Here is a 16548-nt window from a genome sequence, read left to right as displayed (position 1 = left end):
TTTTTATTTAGTTTTGCTGCTGAATGTCATGATTTTACATCTTTAATTGTCTTATGTATAAATCATTTAATCTTTCAATTAAAAATAAGATATGAAAATATTGATGGTCTGCCTCGGGAATATTTGCAGAAGTCCTTTAGCAGAAGGTATTATGAAGACGAAACTTCCGGAAAATTTTTTTGTAGATTCGGCAGGAACAATTTCTATGCATGAAGGGAAGCACCCGGATAAAAGAGCTATAAAGACTGCTGCGAACCATCATATTGATATTTCAAATCAGAAATCAAGACCTATTACCAAAGCTGATTTTGAGAACTTTGACAAAATCTATTGCATGGATATAGATGTATACGAAGATGTGATCTCAAAAGCGCGAAATGAAGATCAGCGCCGGAAGGTGTCATTATTTTTGGAAGCTGCGGGGGATCATAAAAATGCCGAAGTTCCGGATCCTTACTGGGGAAATATGGATGATTTTGAAGAAGTTTTCCAGTTGCTGGACAGAGGTTGTGATGTCATTAAGAACCAAATCCTATCATAATATGAAAACATTAATTCTCCTGCTTTTTTTTAGCTTTACCTTTTCTTTTGCCCAAACTCAGGATGAAACTGCGATCTGTAAGCTTATGGATGAATTTATGCAGTGTATCAAAACCAGAGATGAAGTCAAATTTGCTTCCCTATTTCAAGAGCCCGTACTTTGGACAGGGATTTATAATGACAGAACTCAGGCCAAGCGTTTAGAAAAAAATCCGAAAGCTGAGTACTACTTTACAGATGATTATAAAGCCTTTATCAAAAGCTTTAAAGATGATAAATCTGAAGAAAAATTTGATAATATAAAAATCATTGAAGATGGAGCTATTGCCTCTGCTAATTTTGATTACAGCTTCTGGTATGATGGGAAAATGGAGAATTGGGGAAAGGAAATCTGGACCCTGATGAAAATCCACGGAACATGGAAAATTACCTCAGTTACTTTTTCTATGGATCTTGCGAAATATTTCCCTCAACCTTCACTCAAAGAAAGAACTAAAAAACAATAAAATGCTTTTTTTACTCCCAGCCTATTTATCTGAAAATACTTCTATTGCTCATTTCTCGCCTGTTCTGAAAGACTATATCATGCAGACGGATTATTTTTTTGTGGAAAATGAAAAAACAGCCAGAAAGGTTGTTAAATTCTTTGCTCCGGAAAAGAAACAGTCCGACTTAAAGTTGTTTTTATTGGACAAATACACCGAAAATGCTGATATTAAAGAAGCTCAGAGTCTGATGTTGCAAGGACAGGATTTCGGATTGCTTTCCGAGGCAGGTCTCCCATGTATCGCGGATCCCGGAAACCTGATCGTGAAATGGTGTCATGAAAAAAATATCAGAGTGATCCCTGTTTCAGGCCCTTCGTCAATTATTCTTGCCTTGATTTCCAGTGGATTTAATGGGCAGGAATTTACATTCCATGGTTACCTTCCAATCGATAAAAGTGAAAAGAAAAAACAGATCCAGCGCCTTGAAAGCCTGGTACAGCAGACCGGATATTCCCAGATCTTTATGGAAACTCCGTACCGGAATAATCCGCTTTTTGAAGACCTGACTAAATTTTTATCTCCCAATACAAAGCTTTGTATCGCAGCGAATATCAACGATCCTGAGCATGAATTTATTCAGACAAAAACCATCAACGACTGGAAAAAAGCAAAGCCGGAGCTTCACAAAATTCCAGCAGTATTTGTGCTGGGGAAATAAATAGGGGACTGGAAATGCAAAACTATCCTTTTTAATTCTTTCGGGTTTACATTCCTTAATTTCATCTCTTAACACTGATTGATGCTCTAAAAAGAGTTGGCGATCGGTGGTTTCGTTGTGTCTGAATTTGAAAATTATACTTATCAAACTTTCGTTTAGTTTAATTTGTTACAATAAATAAATTATGATAATGAATATTAATCATAATTATGTTTATTTTATTTATTTTTTAATTATGTGTATAAGTTTTAATATGTTTTATTAAATTTGAGTATTGCTTTAACGAATTCCGTTTACCACGCTTCAATAGCTAATCTCAGGAGTCCTTCGGGTTTTATAACTTGTAAAATTCTCGGGCAAATTCTTTAGGATGTTCACTGACATTATTCAATCGCACAAAGGGTTGTATTTAGAGAGAAATAACGGTTTTTCTCCAGTATTTCTTTATGCGTCTGATATGAGATAGGGTTGGATCTGTCCTTCAGATTAGCTGACAAACATCAAACACCTTAAATAATTAAATATGATTAAACTTAGAAATTTTTTTTCTGCAGTACTCGTTTTGTGTACTCTGGTATTTTCTACAACACCTCTGTCTGCCCACGGATATGTTGTGAGTCCGGCTTCGAGGGGCTATCAGGGAAGTCTGGATAAGGTTACGCTCGGTTATAACACGGCATTGGGGTTATATGGTACCGTTATCAATGAACCGGGATCTCTGGAAGCCAAAAAAGGATTTCCGGCACTCGGCCCGGCAGATGGAAGGATTGCTTCAGCCAATGGAAGTATAGGTGGGAACACTATTCTCGATCTTCAAACTGCGGACCGATGGAAGAAAACCAACATAACAGCTGGTGTGAATACATTCATCTGGAAATATCTGGCTTACCACGCCACATCAAAATGGCATTATTACATGACAAAACCAGGTTGGAACCCTAATCAACCGCTCGCTCGCCAGGATCTTGAGTTAATAGGAGAGGTCGTGCATAACGGTTCACCACCACAGGATAACACCCCTCATCACATCACAATTCCAGGTAATCGTCAGGGGTATCATGTCATTCTGGCTGTTTGGGATGTGGCAGATACTGCCAATGCATTTTATAACGTGATTGATGTGAATGTACAGTCAGCAGTAATTCCCACAACACCAGCTACACCTACAGGATTAACCAAGGTAGGTGCTACAAGTTCTTCTGCTAAAATCAGCTGGACTCCACAGGGAAATGTTGCATCTTACACCGTTTTCCGTAATGGACAGGCTGTACAGAATGTAAGTGTTCCTGAATTTGAAGATCAGGGATTATCCGCCAATACGGTTTACACCTACGAAGTACAAGCGATAGGTTCTACGGGGCTGACCTCACCGAAAAGTACACCGCTTATTGTAAAAACAAATAATGCAGGTGTCCCCGAACAGCCTATTGCACCGGCAAATCTCCACTCGATGGGAGCCACCGAAAACTCTGTTTCATTGATGTGGATTGCTTCAAGCCATACACAGGGGATTAAAAATTATCAGGTATTTGAAAATGGTATTAAAGTCGGTGAAACAGTACAGACAAACTTCACGCGTACAGGTCTGGTTCAGGATACAGAATACCGTTACACTGTAAAAGCTGTCGCACAGAATGATCAAATATCCGATGCCAGTAATGAATTAAAAATCAGGACTAAGAAAGCAGAAGGAGGAAATGGTCAGACATATTGCGGATCACAACAGTATAATCCGGCCACTGCCTATCCAACAGCTCAGACAACAGTGTTCTATGCCTGCAAAATATGGAAGAACAAATGGTATGCTAATCCCAATGAACTTCCCGGAATCAATATGGTTTGGGAGGAGATAAGCGCATGTACCGAAGGCCCGGGTTGCCAGTCAGGCGGTCCCCTTACATATTGCGGAGCACAGCAATATAACCTGGCAAAAGCTTATACAACTGCCGGTACAAAAGTATTCTATGCCTGCAAAATTTGGGAAAACAAATGGTATGCTAATCCGGGAGATACACCAGGAAGCAATGCGGTGTGGAAAGTGGTAAGTAACTGTAATGAAAGTCCGGATTGTACAGGGTCAGCACGCAATGCTCAGGAAGATGATCTTTCCGTAATTGTATCCGATAACCAACTCCATTTTCTGCCGGAAAGCAACTATTGGAAAATCCTTGAAGTGAATGTGTTCAGTACCCACGGACTTCAAGTGTTGTCTTACAGAAATCCTGTAAAGAATGGTATTGCTTTGAATTCTCTTCAGCCTGGAATCTATTTTGTGAAGATTCTATATAAAGAGGGGGGAAGTACAGTTAAAACAATCAAAAAGTAGTCCTGAACACAAACAAGGATAAAATATAATCAACAGAAGCCGTCTTCATGTAAGGCGGCTTTCTTGTATTAATATCTTTCAAAGGAACCCATCTGTAAATGGTTTTTTCAGCTCCTTTTAATATTTAACAGCCCTTAACATCCCCTTTGCATCATTCTTGATCTACATAGCGTATAACACCAAAAAAATAAATTATGTCAGACAAGAAATTAGCAGGACTTTGGATCGATACAGAAAAAGCAGTGGTTGTAAAAAATCATGATGCGCAGAATGCTTTCAAATTTTTCCTGTGCAGCCCTGTAAAAGCAGAAATACAGCATGGAAACTCAAGTGAAAATGCAGCCAATAATGCAGAGCGAACCAACAAAGTAAAATTCTTTAAAGAGATAGAGCATCTGCTGACGAATTCCCAGGAAGTTTATATTACAGGCCCGGGAACGATTCAGGAAGAGCTGAAAAAATATCTACACGATACCGCTCAGTTTAAAAACCTGACGATAACACTGGATACAGCACAAAAGATGTCGGACGAGCAGGTTCTAGAAACCGTTAAAGAGTATTTCAATGCTTAATTAAATTATAGATAATGCAGTAGAAATCCGGCTATCATTGATAGCCGGATTTTTATTATTGATACATGTAGATCTGCTGTTATTTTCTTCTTCCAGCTCTCCATTTTCTCCAGAGATAAACAAGTATTGGAATGAGTAATAAGAATGGCCAGAATGAAATAATTCCCAGCAGGAAACTCATAAAACTGTTCCATCCTTCCGTCACAGAATCTGCCAGACGGCTTCCAAAACCAATCTTTGAGGTGGCGGAACTTCTCACTTTCTCTTTATGTAAACTCAGATTCAGCGTACTGTAATTCACCCGGTCATCAATGAAGCGAAGTCTGGCTTCTGCTACGTCCATTTCATCTTCCAGTTCGCGGATGATTTCCTGAATTTCAATCATATCTTTTGTGGTAGAAGCGCTTCTCAGCATATCTCGGTACTTTTCCAGATAAATCTTTTTATTAGCTAATTTAATGGAAACATCAGTATATTCCTCAGTAACGTCATCAGAGGAAATATTTTTAGATAAAACAGAACCGACTCCTTCCGAAAAGGAATTGATCAGTGCATCGAAATTTTTATGCGGTACACGGATGACGAGATCCAGATTGTCATCTATATCTGTGTTTTGGAATTGTTCTGTTTGAATATAAGCATTGTTTTTTTTCAGAATATCTCCCACCTGAGTCTGGGCTTTTTTAATATCCCCAACCTGGATTCTCATGTTGCCGTTTTTAACAATCTTTTTAGCGATAGTGTCGATCTTTTTAGGAGCTAAAGGAGGTTGGGCAGGTTTATTTTCGTCTGGTAGCAGTTTTTCAGAAATAGTACTCGGAGGAGCAACCATTTCATATTCAGCAACAGCCACTGCTTTATCAGCAGATACTACCGGAGAGGAATTGACAGCCTCCAGTTCGGATTTTTTACACCCACTCATCAGAAGGAGTATACATAAAGGTAAAAATAATTTTCTCATGAATATTGTTTGCTAAACCTTATCAAAAATTATGCTTAAATCTCTATTTTATTTAAAATTAATAATGTTTTGTTAAAATTATTGAGATTCATTTATTTTTAAAAGCAATTTGAAATCTAAATTATTTTCTATTTTTAATGAATGAAAAAAAGTCTTTTAGCATTAACGTTTTCTCCATTTTTGATGTACGCTCAGGAAGTTCCGAAACTGAGCGATGAAATAGCTCTAAAATTATTAGAAAAACCACTTCACTGCATCAATCAGGAATATCCAAATAAAACGGCACATATCATTAATAATGCAGGCGAGGTTACTTTAACTCCAAAAGATCTTCATCCGAGCTTCTATGGCTGTTTCGACTGGCACAGTTCCGTTCATGGACATTGGATGCTGGTAAGATTGCTGAAGACAAAGCCTAATCTGCCTAATGCAAAAGACATCGAAAAAATTCTTGACAGTTCATTAAAGAAAGAAAATCTACTGGCCGAAGCCGATTATTTCACAAAATATCAATTAACGACTACATTTGAACGAACTTATGGCTGGGCCTGGTTGCTGAAACTTGATGAAGAGTTGACAACATGGGATCATCCTAAAGCAAAGATCTGGCATCAGAATCTAAAACCTTTAACAGATAAGATCTTACAATCATGGAAAACCTATCTTCTTAAGCAAACCTATCCGAACAGAACCGGAGTTCACCCGAATACTGCATTTGGTCTGGCTTTCGCTATCGATTGGGCTAAAGCAAACAATGATCAGGAATTTGAGAGTCAGCTTAAAGAAAAAGCAAAATATTTTTACGAAAAAGATCAAAAAACACCTGCTTATCTCGAACCGGACGGATCAGACTTTTTCTCCCCAAGCCTTGAAATTGCAGACCTGATGAGAAGAGTGCTGCCACAGAAAGAATTTGTCCTGTGGCTGAACAGTTTTTACGAGAAGAGAAGCTTGGAAAATATTGAAAAAATCCCTGTGGTAAGTGACCTGAGTGATTATCAAACCGTTCATCTTGTCGGACTTTCTTTTTCGAAAGCATGGTGTATGAAAGGGATCTCAAAAGCTCTTCCGGAGGGACACCCATTGAAAAAAAGCTTTAAGAAAACGGCAGATGTATTTTTAGCCAACGGACTTCCTCTGTTGTTTCAGGGAAATTACGGCGGAGACCACTGGCTGGCGAGCTTTGCGGTTTATTCACTGGAAGATTAAAAGGTTGTAAGCACAGAATATATTGGCTACATTTGTCTTATGTCAGCCTTAGAAAAATTTGGTGTTGAAATTTTTACCCAACATAATATTTTCGAGAGAATTTCTGCGGATAAACCTTTCCGTCCGGACAATCCTGCTTTTATTTTTATTAAATCAGGTACCATAAAGCTCCGGCAGCATTTCAGCGATCTGGAGCTTTCTGCCAATATGTTTATGGTAACCGACCCTCAGACGATTTATGAAATGGTATCCGTAAGCGGAGATTTTCAATCCAGAATGGTTTCTTATAAAAGAGACTTTATTTCTGCTTTGTCCTTGAAATTCAACAGACTGATTACCTATCGGTATTTTCGGCAGCAGATGAATAGAGGAGTTCCTTTTCCTGAAAATGAAATGGAAGTAGTGTGGAAAAGCGTCAATTTCCTGAAATATATTCTGGATTCTGAGACCGAAATGCTGTATAAAAAGGAAATGGTGGAACATCTTTTCTCTGTTTTCTGTTACCAGATGGCAGGAATTATTTCTAAAGAGGATAATTATTCGATGAACCAGATGTCCAGACAGGAAGAGATTGTCTTTGTTTTTCTGACAGACCTGGCAGAGCATCATCTGACCGAGAGAACCGTTGAATTTTATGCCGAGCGGCAGTCGATTACAACCAGACATCTTTCATCAGTCGTAAAATCTATCACCGGAAAGTCTGCCAGTCAGATCATCGCCCTGATCGTGATGAATGAAGCAAAAGTGCTTTTAAACTCCTCCAGTAAACCAGTTTCAGAGATTTCTTCAATCCTTGGTTTCAGTGATCAATATGCATTTTCCCACTTTTTCAAAAAGCATCTAGAAGTAAGCCCCAGACAGTATAGGCATCAGTTTGAAAGTTAGAATCTTACATTTGAACATCTTTTTCCAGAATTCAAACATTTGATTGACTTTGTTGCTGCCGTAACTTTGCCTTTGTAAAACAAGGTAAAATGACAAATAACATAAAAACAGCACTATCACTCGTGGTAGCTCTATTCCCTGCGCTGTTTTTTTCTCAACAGATCAAACAGATGACCGCAGGTGAAGTCGCCGATATGGCTGTGAAAAACCACCAGCAGTTAAAAGTGGCTGCTCAGAACATTGACATTGCAAAACAAAATACAAATGTTGCAAAACTTCAGAAGCTTCCCAACATTACTGCTTCTACAAGTCAGTTCTATTTAGGCGATGCTCTAGCCATCGATAAAGATTTCTCGAACTCAACGAATATTTCCATGCCTCATTATGGGAGCTCATATGCTGTACAGGCAACCCAGCTGATCTTTAAAGGTGGTTTGGTGAATAAATCCATTGAAATGGCCGGTCTGCGTGAGCAGCTTTCTGAACTGGATTTAGAAAAAAACAAGCTTGATGTCAAATTTCTCGTGGTCTCCAATTACCTGGATGTCTATAAAATAGTCAATCAGGAAACCGTTTTTCAGAATAATAAAAAACTGGCTCAGGAACGTCTGAAAAATATCCAGAAATTCTATCAGCAGGGAATGGTGACCCGTAATGAAGTTATCCGTGGTGAGCTGGCCATCAAAAATCTTGATCAGGGAATTCTGACTCTGACGAATAATAAAAAGATCCTTAATTATAATTTAAATATAGCCTTAGGACTGCCTTCTGAAACAGAAATCGTTCCCGTTGAAAGTTTAACGGATAAAGAATCGGGCATCGGGATGGATTATTATATGGATCTTGCCCATGACAGCAATCCTCAGCTAAAATCGGCAAAAAAGAATATAGATGTAGCTGATAAAAACATCGAAATCATTAAAACAGATCAGATGCCGACATTGTCAGGATTCGGAGGCTATACACTCCAACGGCCTATTACAACAAAAAGCCCTGTTGTCGATATGTATTCCGGAGGTTGGCAAACCGGTGTTTCACTAAGCTATAATATTGATAATCTATACAAGACAAAAGAAAAAGTAAAGCTTGGTGAGCTTCAGAAAAATCAGGCTGGCGATGCGGTAACGCTCGTTCAGCAGAATGTAGACATGGCAGTGAATGCAGCCTATGTAAAATACCAGGAATCTATCCAGCAGGCAGATATTTTGAATGATTCAAAAAGATTGGCAGAAGAAAACTACAAGATCACAGAAGCTAAATATCTGAACCAACTGGCTGTACAGGCTGAAATGATCGATGCGCAAAATCAGAAACTTCAGTCTGAACTGGATTATGCCAATGCCGAGATCAATGTACTGTATCAATATTATAACCTCCTGAAGGCTACAGGAACACTTTAATTTTAAAACTGAAAATCAAGATAATGGAAAACAAGGAACAAACTACTCAAAATACTCAGGCCGCTCCGGTACAATCGGGAGCAGCCGCTAAAAAGAAACAGAATAAAAAAAATAAAATCAGAGCCATCATTTCTAATACGGTGGTATTTCTAGTGATAGGGTTCGGTCTTTTCTGGCTGGTCCGAGAATATTTTCACATCGGAGACAAAACCTACACGGAAGCGGCTCAGGTAGAGGAATTCATTAATCCTATCAATACAAGGGTTTCAGCATATATCAAAGACATAAAATTCATCGAGCACCAGAAGGTTAAAAAAGGAGATACCTTGGTTATTCTGGATAAAAATGAATTGTTAACGCAGCTGGGTCAGGCGGAAGCCGCTTATCAGAATGCAATGGCACAGAGATCAGCAACAAGTTCATCTGTCAATACGGTTTCCAATAACGTAAGTGTGATGGAGTCCAATATTGCAGGTGCCAAAGCAAGACTATGGAATGCTGAGCAGAATTTAAACCGATATAAAAACCTTCTGGCCGCAGAAGCAGTGACCAGACAGCAATATGACCAAATCAAAACGGAGTATGATGCCCAGAAAGCAGCATATGAAACATTAGTGAATCAGAAGCAATCTGCCAACCTTTCCACAACTGAGGTGAAAAGCAAATTAGGAATTAATGATGCTGAGATTAAAAGAACAAAATCCGCACTGGATATGGCAAAGATCAATCTTTCTTATACAGTAATCACAGCACCTTATGACGGAATAATGGGGCGTAGAACCATCTCTGAGGGACAATTGATCCAGCCGGGGCAACAGGTAGCTACCATTGTTCTGAACGGCCAGAAATGGGTGACTGCTAATTTCCTGGAAAGACAGATGCCGAATATTAAGATCGGTGAAAAGATGACGATGACTGCTGATGCCTTAGGAGGAAAGAAGTTTGAAGGTGTGGTAACTGCGATTTCTGCTGCGACAGGTTCAAGGTATTCCAGTGTTCCTACCGATAATTCTACAGGTAACTTTATCAAAGTACAACAGAGAATTCCTGTTAGAATCGAATTCACATCTTCCAATAAAAAAGAAGATCTGGAGAAACTAAGCGCGGGAATGAATATGAATGTGAATATCAATTAAGACTGAGAGACATCAGAAGTCAGATTTCAGACCTTGAAATGAATATGTTTCATATGTCATCTGACAAAAAAGGAGCTTACAATAAATTGCTCAAAATTAAAAATAAAAGATATCAGATCTCAGGCTTTTAGCTGAAGAAGAAATTGAAGATGGAATAGTAAAGTCTGTTATCTGAAATCTGACATCTAGTATCTAAAAAAATGTACAACAAAGGACTATATAACGACTGGGTACCCAAACCCGTACAACTGTTGCTCATTGTAATGCTATTGGCGGTGGTGATGCCTCTTGGCGGTGTCTATACCGGAAACATCAGCTATCTGGTGAGCGGTACCGGGGCGATGACAGAATATTTTATGTGGGCCAACTATGCCACCACCATAGGAATGGGTGCCTGTATGCCGATCGTTCTCAGAATGAAGATGCGATTCAAGGTAAGAGACAAAATGATGGTGCTTCTTGTGCTGTTAGGCTTGCTGAGCTATATCAATGGAACTACGATGCAACCCATGGTTTTCGTATTTACGGCACTCTTTATCGGGTTTTTAAAAATGATGGTGACCATCGAGCTGTTTCTTCCGTTAATGATGATGATCGGAAACAGAGGAATGTTTTACGGATTGTTTTACACCTTTGTATTGGTGATGAATCAAGTGGCGGCGTATTACGCGGTGGTTGTGTCTATTAATTACAATTGGCAGCATTTTTATCTGATTGCAGCGGTTTTATGTTTCATTCTCGCTCTCATCCACTGGATCTTTATGCATGATAAATACTTTGCTTTAAAAGTTCCGTTGCACTATATCGACTGGATGAGCATCATGTTTTTCGTTTCGACGTTTATGTTTTCTGCCTATGTTTTTTCTTTCGGGAAACAGCAGGACTGGTGGAATTCAAAACATATTATGAATGCGAGTATAGCTGCTTTTGTAAGCTTTGCGTTGTTGGTGGTTCGTCAGTTCACCTTAAAAAGACCGTATTTATCATTCAAGATATTTACAAAGAATAATGTACAGCATGGATTGTTTATGCTGTTGTGGTTGGGAATGTTCTTGGGGACAACTTCACTTCAGAATACCTTTGCGGTAGGGGTTCTTGGGTATGATCAGCTTACGAACGCAGGATTAAGCATGCTCATGATCCCGGGAATCATCCTGGCAGGAGTGATTGCTGTATTCTGGTTTAAAAAAGAAATACCATTGAAAATGTACATCTTCTCGGGGTTTTCGGCGATGATGGGATATGCATTGATCATGTACTTTTCGATGGTTTTAGAATTCAATTACGAGAACTGGTATCTTCCTATGTTTCTAAAAGGATATGGAATGTGCTCACTGTTTATTTCAGTATGGTTCTATACCCTGGACAAACTTGAAATGGATGATATGCTGGCTGCAATCGGGCTGGTTTTGGTATGGAGAACGTTTCTGGCTGTAGGATTCTTTTCAGCATTGTATTCATGGTTTCAGTATCGTTTTCAGATTACAGCAGTAGGAGATCTTGCAGTGTATATCGACGGTATGACCGTGAGTCCTCAAACATTAGCTGCGAATATGAAAACACTTCAACTGAATGCCATCCTTGTTTCCGGCAAAAAGATCTTCGGATATATTATTTTGACAGGTTTTGGAGTATTGCTGTATGTAATGACGCATCATTTCGGAAGAGAAAGATTCCAGTATTTGAGGTTCATAAGGGTTCTTGGCGGTAAATCTGTGATTGCCAGAAGAAGACTTCGCGAAAGAAAAAAATTAGTAGAAGAAATAAAAGACGCAGCCGGGCCTGCGGTTTAAAGATACCTTGTTTTTCACGAGTAAAGCTCTGCTATATATTTTTAGTGGGGCTTTACTTTTTTTTAAATTAATTATTTTTATTTAGACAAAATAAAATTAAATTTGTATGAACAAAAATTAAAATATATGACAAGAATTCAAACCGGACGAATTGTTGCAGAGCTACTGAGAAAAGAGTATATCACTGATCACTATATCAGAGTCTATTTATATTCTCCTGAAGCTCATCTGTTTAAAAATACCAGCATAGGTGATAATAATAAGATTGCAGTACCTCCTTTTGGTCTAAATGAAGTTCATTTTCCAACGTTGGACGAAAACCGCCAATGGGTATATCCTCCCAAAGAAGTGGCTCCTGCTATACGAACCTATACCCACAGAGGAATTGATCTTGAGAAGAATGAACTGATTATTGATTTTGTTGACCATGGTGATGGCGGTCCTGCATCAAAATGGGCAAGAGAGTCTGAAGCAGGTTCGAAATTAGGGATCATGATGCGGACTGAAGTTAAAGAAATGTATCCCGAAGTTGAATGGTACCTTTTTGTTGGTGATGCTACAGCAATTCCTGTTCTGAGCGCTATGCTGGAAACCCTGCCGGAAACAGCAAAAGGAGTCTGCATCATTGAAGTTCACGGAAAGCAGGATGAACAGATTCTTCATACTAAGGCTGATATTGAATTTAAATGGCTTCATAACTCAACTCCGCATATCAGCAGTGAAATGGCGGATACCGTAAAAAATATCAATATTCCGGCAACCACTAAATTCGGATATGTTGCGGCCGAGTTTTCAAGCGTTAAAGAAATCCGTACCTATCTCAGAAAAGAAAAAAACTGGACTTCACGGGAACTCAATGCATATTCTTACTGGAAAGCAGGTGTAGCGGAAAATGAATCGGAAAAAGATAGGCATAAGGAGAAAGATTCGATGGGGTAGATGACAGATGGTAGATTTTAGGTAGCAGGGATTAGAGATTAGGGATTAGGGATTAGGGATTTTCGCAGTTTAAAACTATGGTCTTTGATTTGGATTTTAAACGGGATAGATGTCAATGGTGAATTTTGCTTCGCAAGTCAATGGTGAATATTTGGAACTCTTTTTCTATCACTCATCAATTATCACTCATCAATTATCAATTATCATTTATCAATTATCATTGATCATTCACCACTCAACATTAAGAAAACCCTTATCTTTGCAACTTTTAAAGACAGCAATGAAAGATTTAATGGGTAAAGCGATCTGGGATTATTTTCACAACGAAAATCCTGAAGATCTGCAGACAGAAACTTCAATCTCAGAACTGGACGAGCTTCCGGTAGAATATCTTTTCAGGGATTTTGAAGATATGAATGATATTGAACAAAAAGCACTTGAGCTTGCTCAGGGAAGAGTACTGGACATCGGTGCCGGTGCCGGTTCCCATGCTTTATATCTTCAGAATGAACGAGATCTTGATGTTCTGGCTCTTGATATTTCACCAAAATCTACTGAAGTCTGCAAGCTGAGAGGAATCAAAAAAGCAGTATGCAACAATATGCTGGATTTTTCCGGAGAAACTTTTGATACCATTCTGCTTCTGATGAACGGGACAGGGATTTTTCAAAGCCTTGAAAAAATTGATAGCTACCTTCAGAAACTGTATACTTTAGTGAATGATAATGGGCAGATCCTGATCGACAGTACAGATATTTTATATATGTTCGACCGTGATGAAGATGGAGGCGTTTATATTCCGGCAGGAGGCTATTATGGTGAACTGGATTACGTTGTTCATTATAAAGGAGAATCTGAAGATCCTATCAAATGGCTCTACCTTGATTTTACAACGTTGAAAAATGCCGCAGAAAATAATGGCTTTACCATAGAAAAAGTGATGCAGGATGAGGACTCTTACCTGGCGAAACTGACTAAAAAGTAAATATTCCTTCGTTATTGCGAGCATAGCGAAGCAATCTCTTAATACTCTTAATAACTAAACCTTTCTTAATGGTTTAAAAACAGAAATCATTAAGATTAAAATTCATTTTTAAGATCATTAAGTTTAAGCTTTATTTAAGAGATTGTTTCGCTGCGCTCGTAATGACAGAAACAAAATAAAAAAGACACATGAAAAATCATGTGTCTTTTGTTTATCTGGAATATGGTGATTATCCTATCTCAATACCGTTTTCTACATTGCTGTCATCCGGTGTTACAAAAGATAGTTTTCCGTCTGGTTTTGTCGTTAATAAGAACATTCCCTGAGATTCAATTCCTCTGATTTTTCTTGGGGCAAGATTTAGTAAGATCATCACCTGCTTTCCAATAAGTTCTTCCGGTGTGAAGCTTTCTGCAACCCCTGAAACCACAGTTCTGATATCAACGCCTGTATCTACTTTAAACTTTAATAATTTATCAGCTTTTTCCACTTTTTCAGCTTCTAAAATGGTAGCAGTTCTAAGGTCTATTTTAGTAAAATCATCAAAAGAAATTTCTTCTTTCATAGGGTTGGCGTTAGGGTTTGTTTTTTTATTATTTTGTTTCGTCTGTTCAAGCTTTTCAATCTGAGCTTCGATGACGCTGTCTTCAATTTTTGAGAAAAGAAGAGAAGCTTCATTGATTTTGTGGCCTGTTTCTATTAAAACAGATTGAGTTTCAACATCGTTCCAGCTTACCTGCTCAGCATTGAACATGGTCAGTAATTTCTCAGAACTGAAAGGCATAAATGGTTCGCATAACTGAGCTAAAGCAACAGCCAGCTGAGCACCTACAAATAATGACTGTGCTGCTTTTTCAGGACTGTCCTTGATGGTTTTCCAAGGTTCTTCATTCTGAAGATACTGGTTTCCAAAACGGGCAAGATTCATTAATGCAGTTAATGCGTTTCTGAATTCATAATTTTCCAGGAATCCAGAAATTTCTTTAGCTGCTTTGTTGATTTCTCTTAATTCAGGGCTGTTTACGTCTCCCTGGGGAATAACACCATCATAATATTTATGGATAAGAACAGCAACTCTATTGATAAAGTTCCCGAAAATACCTACCAGCTCAGAATTATTTTTAGTCTGGAAATCTTTCCATGTAAAATTATTATCCTTTGTTTCAGGAGCTGATGAAAGAAGTGCATATCTTAAAACATCCTGCTGTCCAGGGAATTCTTCTACATATTCATGTGCCCATACGGCCCAGTTTCTCGACGTTGAGATCTTGTCGTTCTCAAGGTTTAAGAATTCAAAGGCAGGAACATTTGTCGGCATAATATAGTCACCGTGAGCCTTCATCATCGCAGGGAAAATAATACAGTGGAATACAATATTATCCTTTCCGATAAAATGAACAAGGTCACTGCTTTCGCTCTGCCAGTAATCCTTCCAGTCTTTTCCGTTTTTCTCTGCCCATTCCTGGGTAAAAGAGATATAACCGATTGGAGCATCAAACCAAACATAAAGAACTTTCCCTTCTGCATTCGGAAGCGGAACAGGAACTCCCCAGTTCAGGTCTCTGGTCATGGCACGCGGTTTTAGACCGTCGTTTAACCAAGATTTTACCTGTCCGTATACATTTGGTTTCCAGTCGTCTTTATGCCCCTCAATGATCCATTCATTTAAGAAATCTTCATATTTATTTAAAGGAAGGTACCAGTTTTTGGTATCTTTAAGGATAGGAACATTTCCGCTCAACATAGATTTCGGATTGATCAGCTCTGAAGGCGACAGGGTAGAACCGCATTTTTCGCACTGGTCTCCGTAAGCATTTTCATTGCCACAGTTCGGGCAGGTTCCTACAATATATCGGTCTGCCAGGAATTCTCCGGCCTGTTCATCAAAATATTGCTCTGAAACTTCTTCCGTAAATTTTCCTTTTTCATAAAGAACTTTGAAAAAATCCTGGCTTGTTTCGTAATGCTTTTTAGAAGTCGTTCTGGAATATTCGTCAAATGAAATTCCCAGATCTGAAAAAGATTTTTTGATGATTTCGTGATACTTATCTACGATATCCTGAGGCGTTACCCCTTCTTTTTTTGCTCTGATGGTAATAGGAATTCCGTGTTCATCTGACCCGCAGATAAACGCTACCTCTTTTCCTGATCTTCTTTGAAATCTTGCGTAGACATCCGCAGGAATATATACACCTGCCAAATGTCCTATATGAACCGGTCCGTTTGCATAAGGCAAAGCTGCCGTAATCATCTTTCTGTTTGACATTTTATAGTAAAGTTTTAACTGCAAAGATAAGAATTATCTGACGAAAATGCCCTAAGCTTCCAGTATAATAAGTTTTTTGCTCTCCTGAAAGACTTTAATATTACATTTAGCTAAACAAATGTTTAACTTATTGTTAAGCTAGATTAGTGTTATGTATTGCATATAGTAATGCAATATTCTGCAAAACAGATATTTAATATTCTGCAGACAGGTAATTTACAGAAAATTATCTAAATTTTTGATAATATTATAATAATTCTAATTTTTTTTTAAATTGCAAGGCTGGATATACAGCTTTTACTTATTAAAAACGAAACTTAAAAAAACAAT

The 16548-nt window shown here is 38.3% G+C and carries 14 protein-coding genes; 12 read left to right on the top strand and 2 right to left on the bottom strand.

Features of this window, described 5'->3' with window-relative positions:
- Window positions 1-91 precede the first annotated feature (91 nt).
- From NZD88_RS15315 to NZD88_RS15295, 5 genes are all read left to right on the top strand, one after another.
- Window positions 92-541, top strand: a complete 450-nt coding sequence (locus NZD88_RS15315) for a low molecular weight protein-tyrosine-phosphatase (protein WP_259830283.1) — start codon at window positions 92-94, stop codon at window positions 539-541.
- Between the two features lies 1 nt (window position 542).
- Window positions 543-1046, top strand: a complete 504-nt coding sequence (locus tag NZD88_RS15310; RefSeq protein ID WP_259830282.1) for a nuclear transport factor 2 family protein — start codon at window positions 543-545, stop codon at window positions 1044-1046.
- Window position 1047: 1 nt separating this feature from the next.
- Complete coding sequence (locus tag NZD88_RS15305; RefSeq protein WP_169235444.1) at window positions 1048-1746, top strand: SAM-dependent methyltransferase; 699 nt, start codon at window positions 1048-1050, stop codon at window positions 1744-1746.
- 523 nt (window positions 1747-2269) lie between these two features.
- Entirely contained in the window at window positions 2270-4072 is a 1803-nt protein-coding gene (locus tag NZD88_RS15300; protein ID WP_259830279.1) for a lytic polysaccharide monooxygenase, read from the top strand.
- A 194-nt stretch (window positions 4073-4266) separates the two neighbouring features.
- A complete protein-coding gene (locus NZD88_RS15295; protein WP_076505679.1) occupies window positions 4267-4644 on the top strand; it encodes a hypothetical protein in 378 nt (125 codons plus the stop codon).
- Between the two features lie 79 nt (window positions 4645-4723).
- On the opposite strand, the gene NZD88_RS15290 is transcribed toward NZD88_RS15295, so the two are convergent.
- On the bottom strand, window positions 4724-5605 hold the full coding sequence (locus NZD88_RS15290; protein ID WP_259830275.1) for a DUF4349 domain-containing protein: 882 nt from the start codon (window positions 5603-5605) through the stop codon (window positions 4724-4726).
- A gap of 141 nt (window positions 5606-5746) precedes the next feature.
- Between NZD88_RS15290 and NZD88_RS15285 the strand changes: the two genes are divergently transcribed.
- The 7 genes from NZD88_RS15285 (at window position 5747) to NZD88_RS15255 (ending at window position 13952) form a co-directional block, all read left to right on the top strand.
- Window positions 5747-6814 (top strand): DUF2891 domain-containing protein, encoded by a 1068-nt coding sequence (locus NZD88_RS15285; RefSeq protein ID WP_259830273.1) that lies wholly within the window; start codon window positions 5747-5749, stop codon window positions 6812-6814.
- A gap of 39 nt (window positions 6815-6853) precedes the next feature.
- Window positions 6854-7699: a helix-turn-helix domain-containing protein gene (locus NZD88_RS15280; protein ID WP_169235449.1), complete on the top strand. Its 846-nt coding sequence runs from the start codon at window positions 6854-6856 to the stop codon at window positions 7697-7699.
- Window positions 7700-7788: 89 nt separating this feature from the next.
- Complete coding sequence (locus NZD88_RS15275; RefSeq protein ID WP_259830271.1) at window positions 7789-9099, top strand: TolC family protein; 1311 nt, start codon at window positions 7789-7791, stop codon at window positions 9097-9099.
- Between the two features lie 23 nt (window positions 9100-9122).
- A complete protein-coding gene (locus tag NZD88_RS15270; protein ID WP_259830269.1) occupies window positions 9123-10235 on the top strand; it encodes an HlyD family secretion protein in 1113 nt (370 codons plus the stop codon).
- Window positions 10236-10435: 200 nt separating this feature from the next.
- Window positions 10436-12028: an MFS transporter gene (locus NZD88_RS15265; RefSeq protein ID WP_259830267.1), complete on the top strand. Its 1593-nt coding sequence runs from the start codon at window positions 10436-10438 to the stop codon at window positions 12026-12028.
- 126 nt (window positions 12029-12154) lie between these two features.
- A complete protein-coding gene (locus tag NZD88_RS15260; RefSeq protein ID WP_259830264.1) occupies window positions 12155-12967 on the top strand; it encodes a siderophore-interacting protein in 813 nt (270 codons plus the stop codon).
- Window positions 12968-13247: 280 nt separating this feature from the next.
- The gene (locus NZD88_RS15255; RefSeq protein WP_259830263.1) at window positions 13248-13952 is read left to right on the top strand and encodes a class I SAM-dependent methyltransferase; all 705 of its coding nucleotides are present in this window, start codon (window positions 13248-13250) and stop codon (window positions 13950-13952) included.
- Window positions 13953-14181: 229 nt separating this feature from the next.
- Here the strand turns inward: NZD88_RS15255 and metG are convergent, their stop codons facing one another.
- Entirely contained in the window at window positions 14182-16218 is a 2037-nt protein-coding gene (gene metG / locus NZD88_RS15250; RefSeq protein ID WP_259830261.1) for a methionine--tRNA ligase, read from the bottom strand.
- Window positions 16219-16548 lie beyond the last annotated feature (330 nt).

The organism is Chryseobacterium pyrolae, assembly GCF_025153485.1.
Classification (GTDB): domain Bacteria; phylum Bacteroidota; class Bacteroidia; order Flavobacteriales; family Weeksellaceae; genus Chryseobacterium; species Chryseobacterium antibioticum.
The sequence above is the reverse complement of the archived record's forward strand: the minus strand, read 5'-3'. Positions and strand labels throughout refer to the sequence as shown.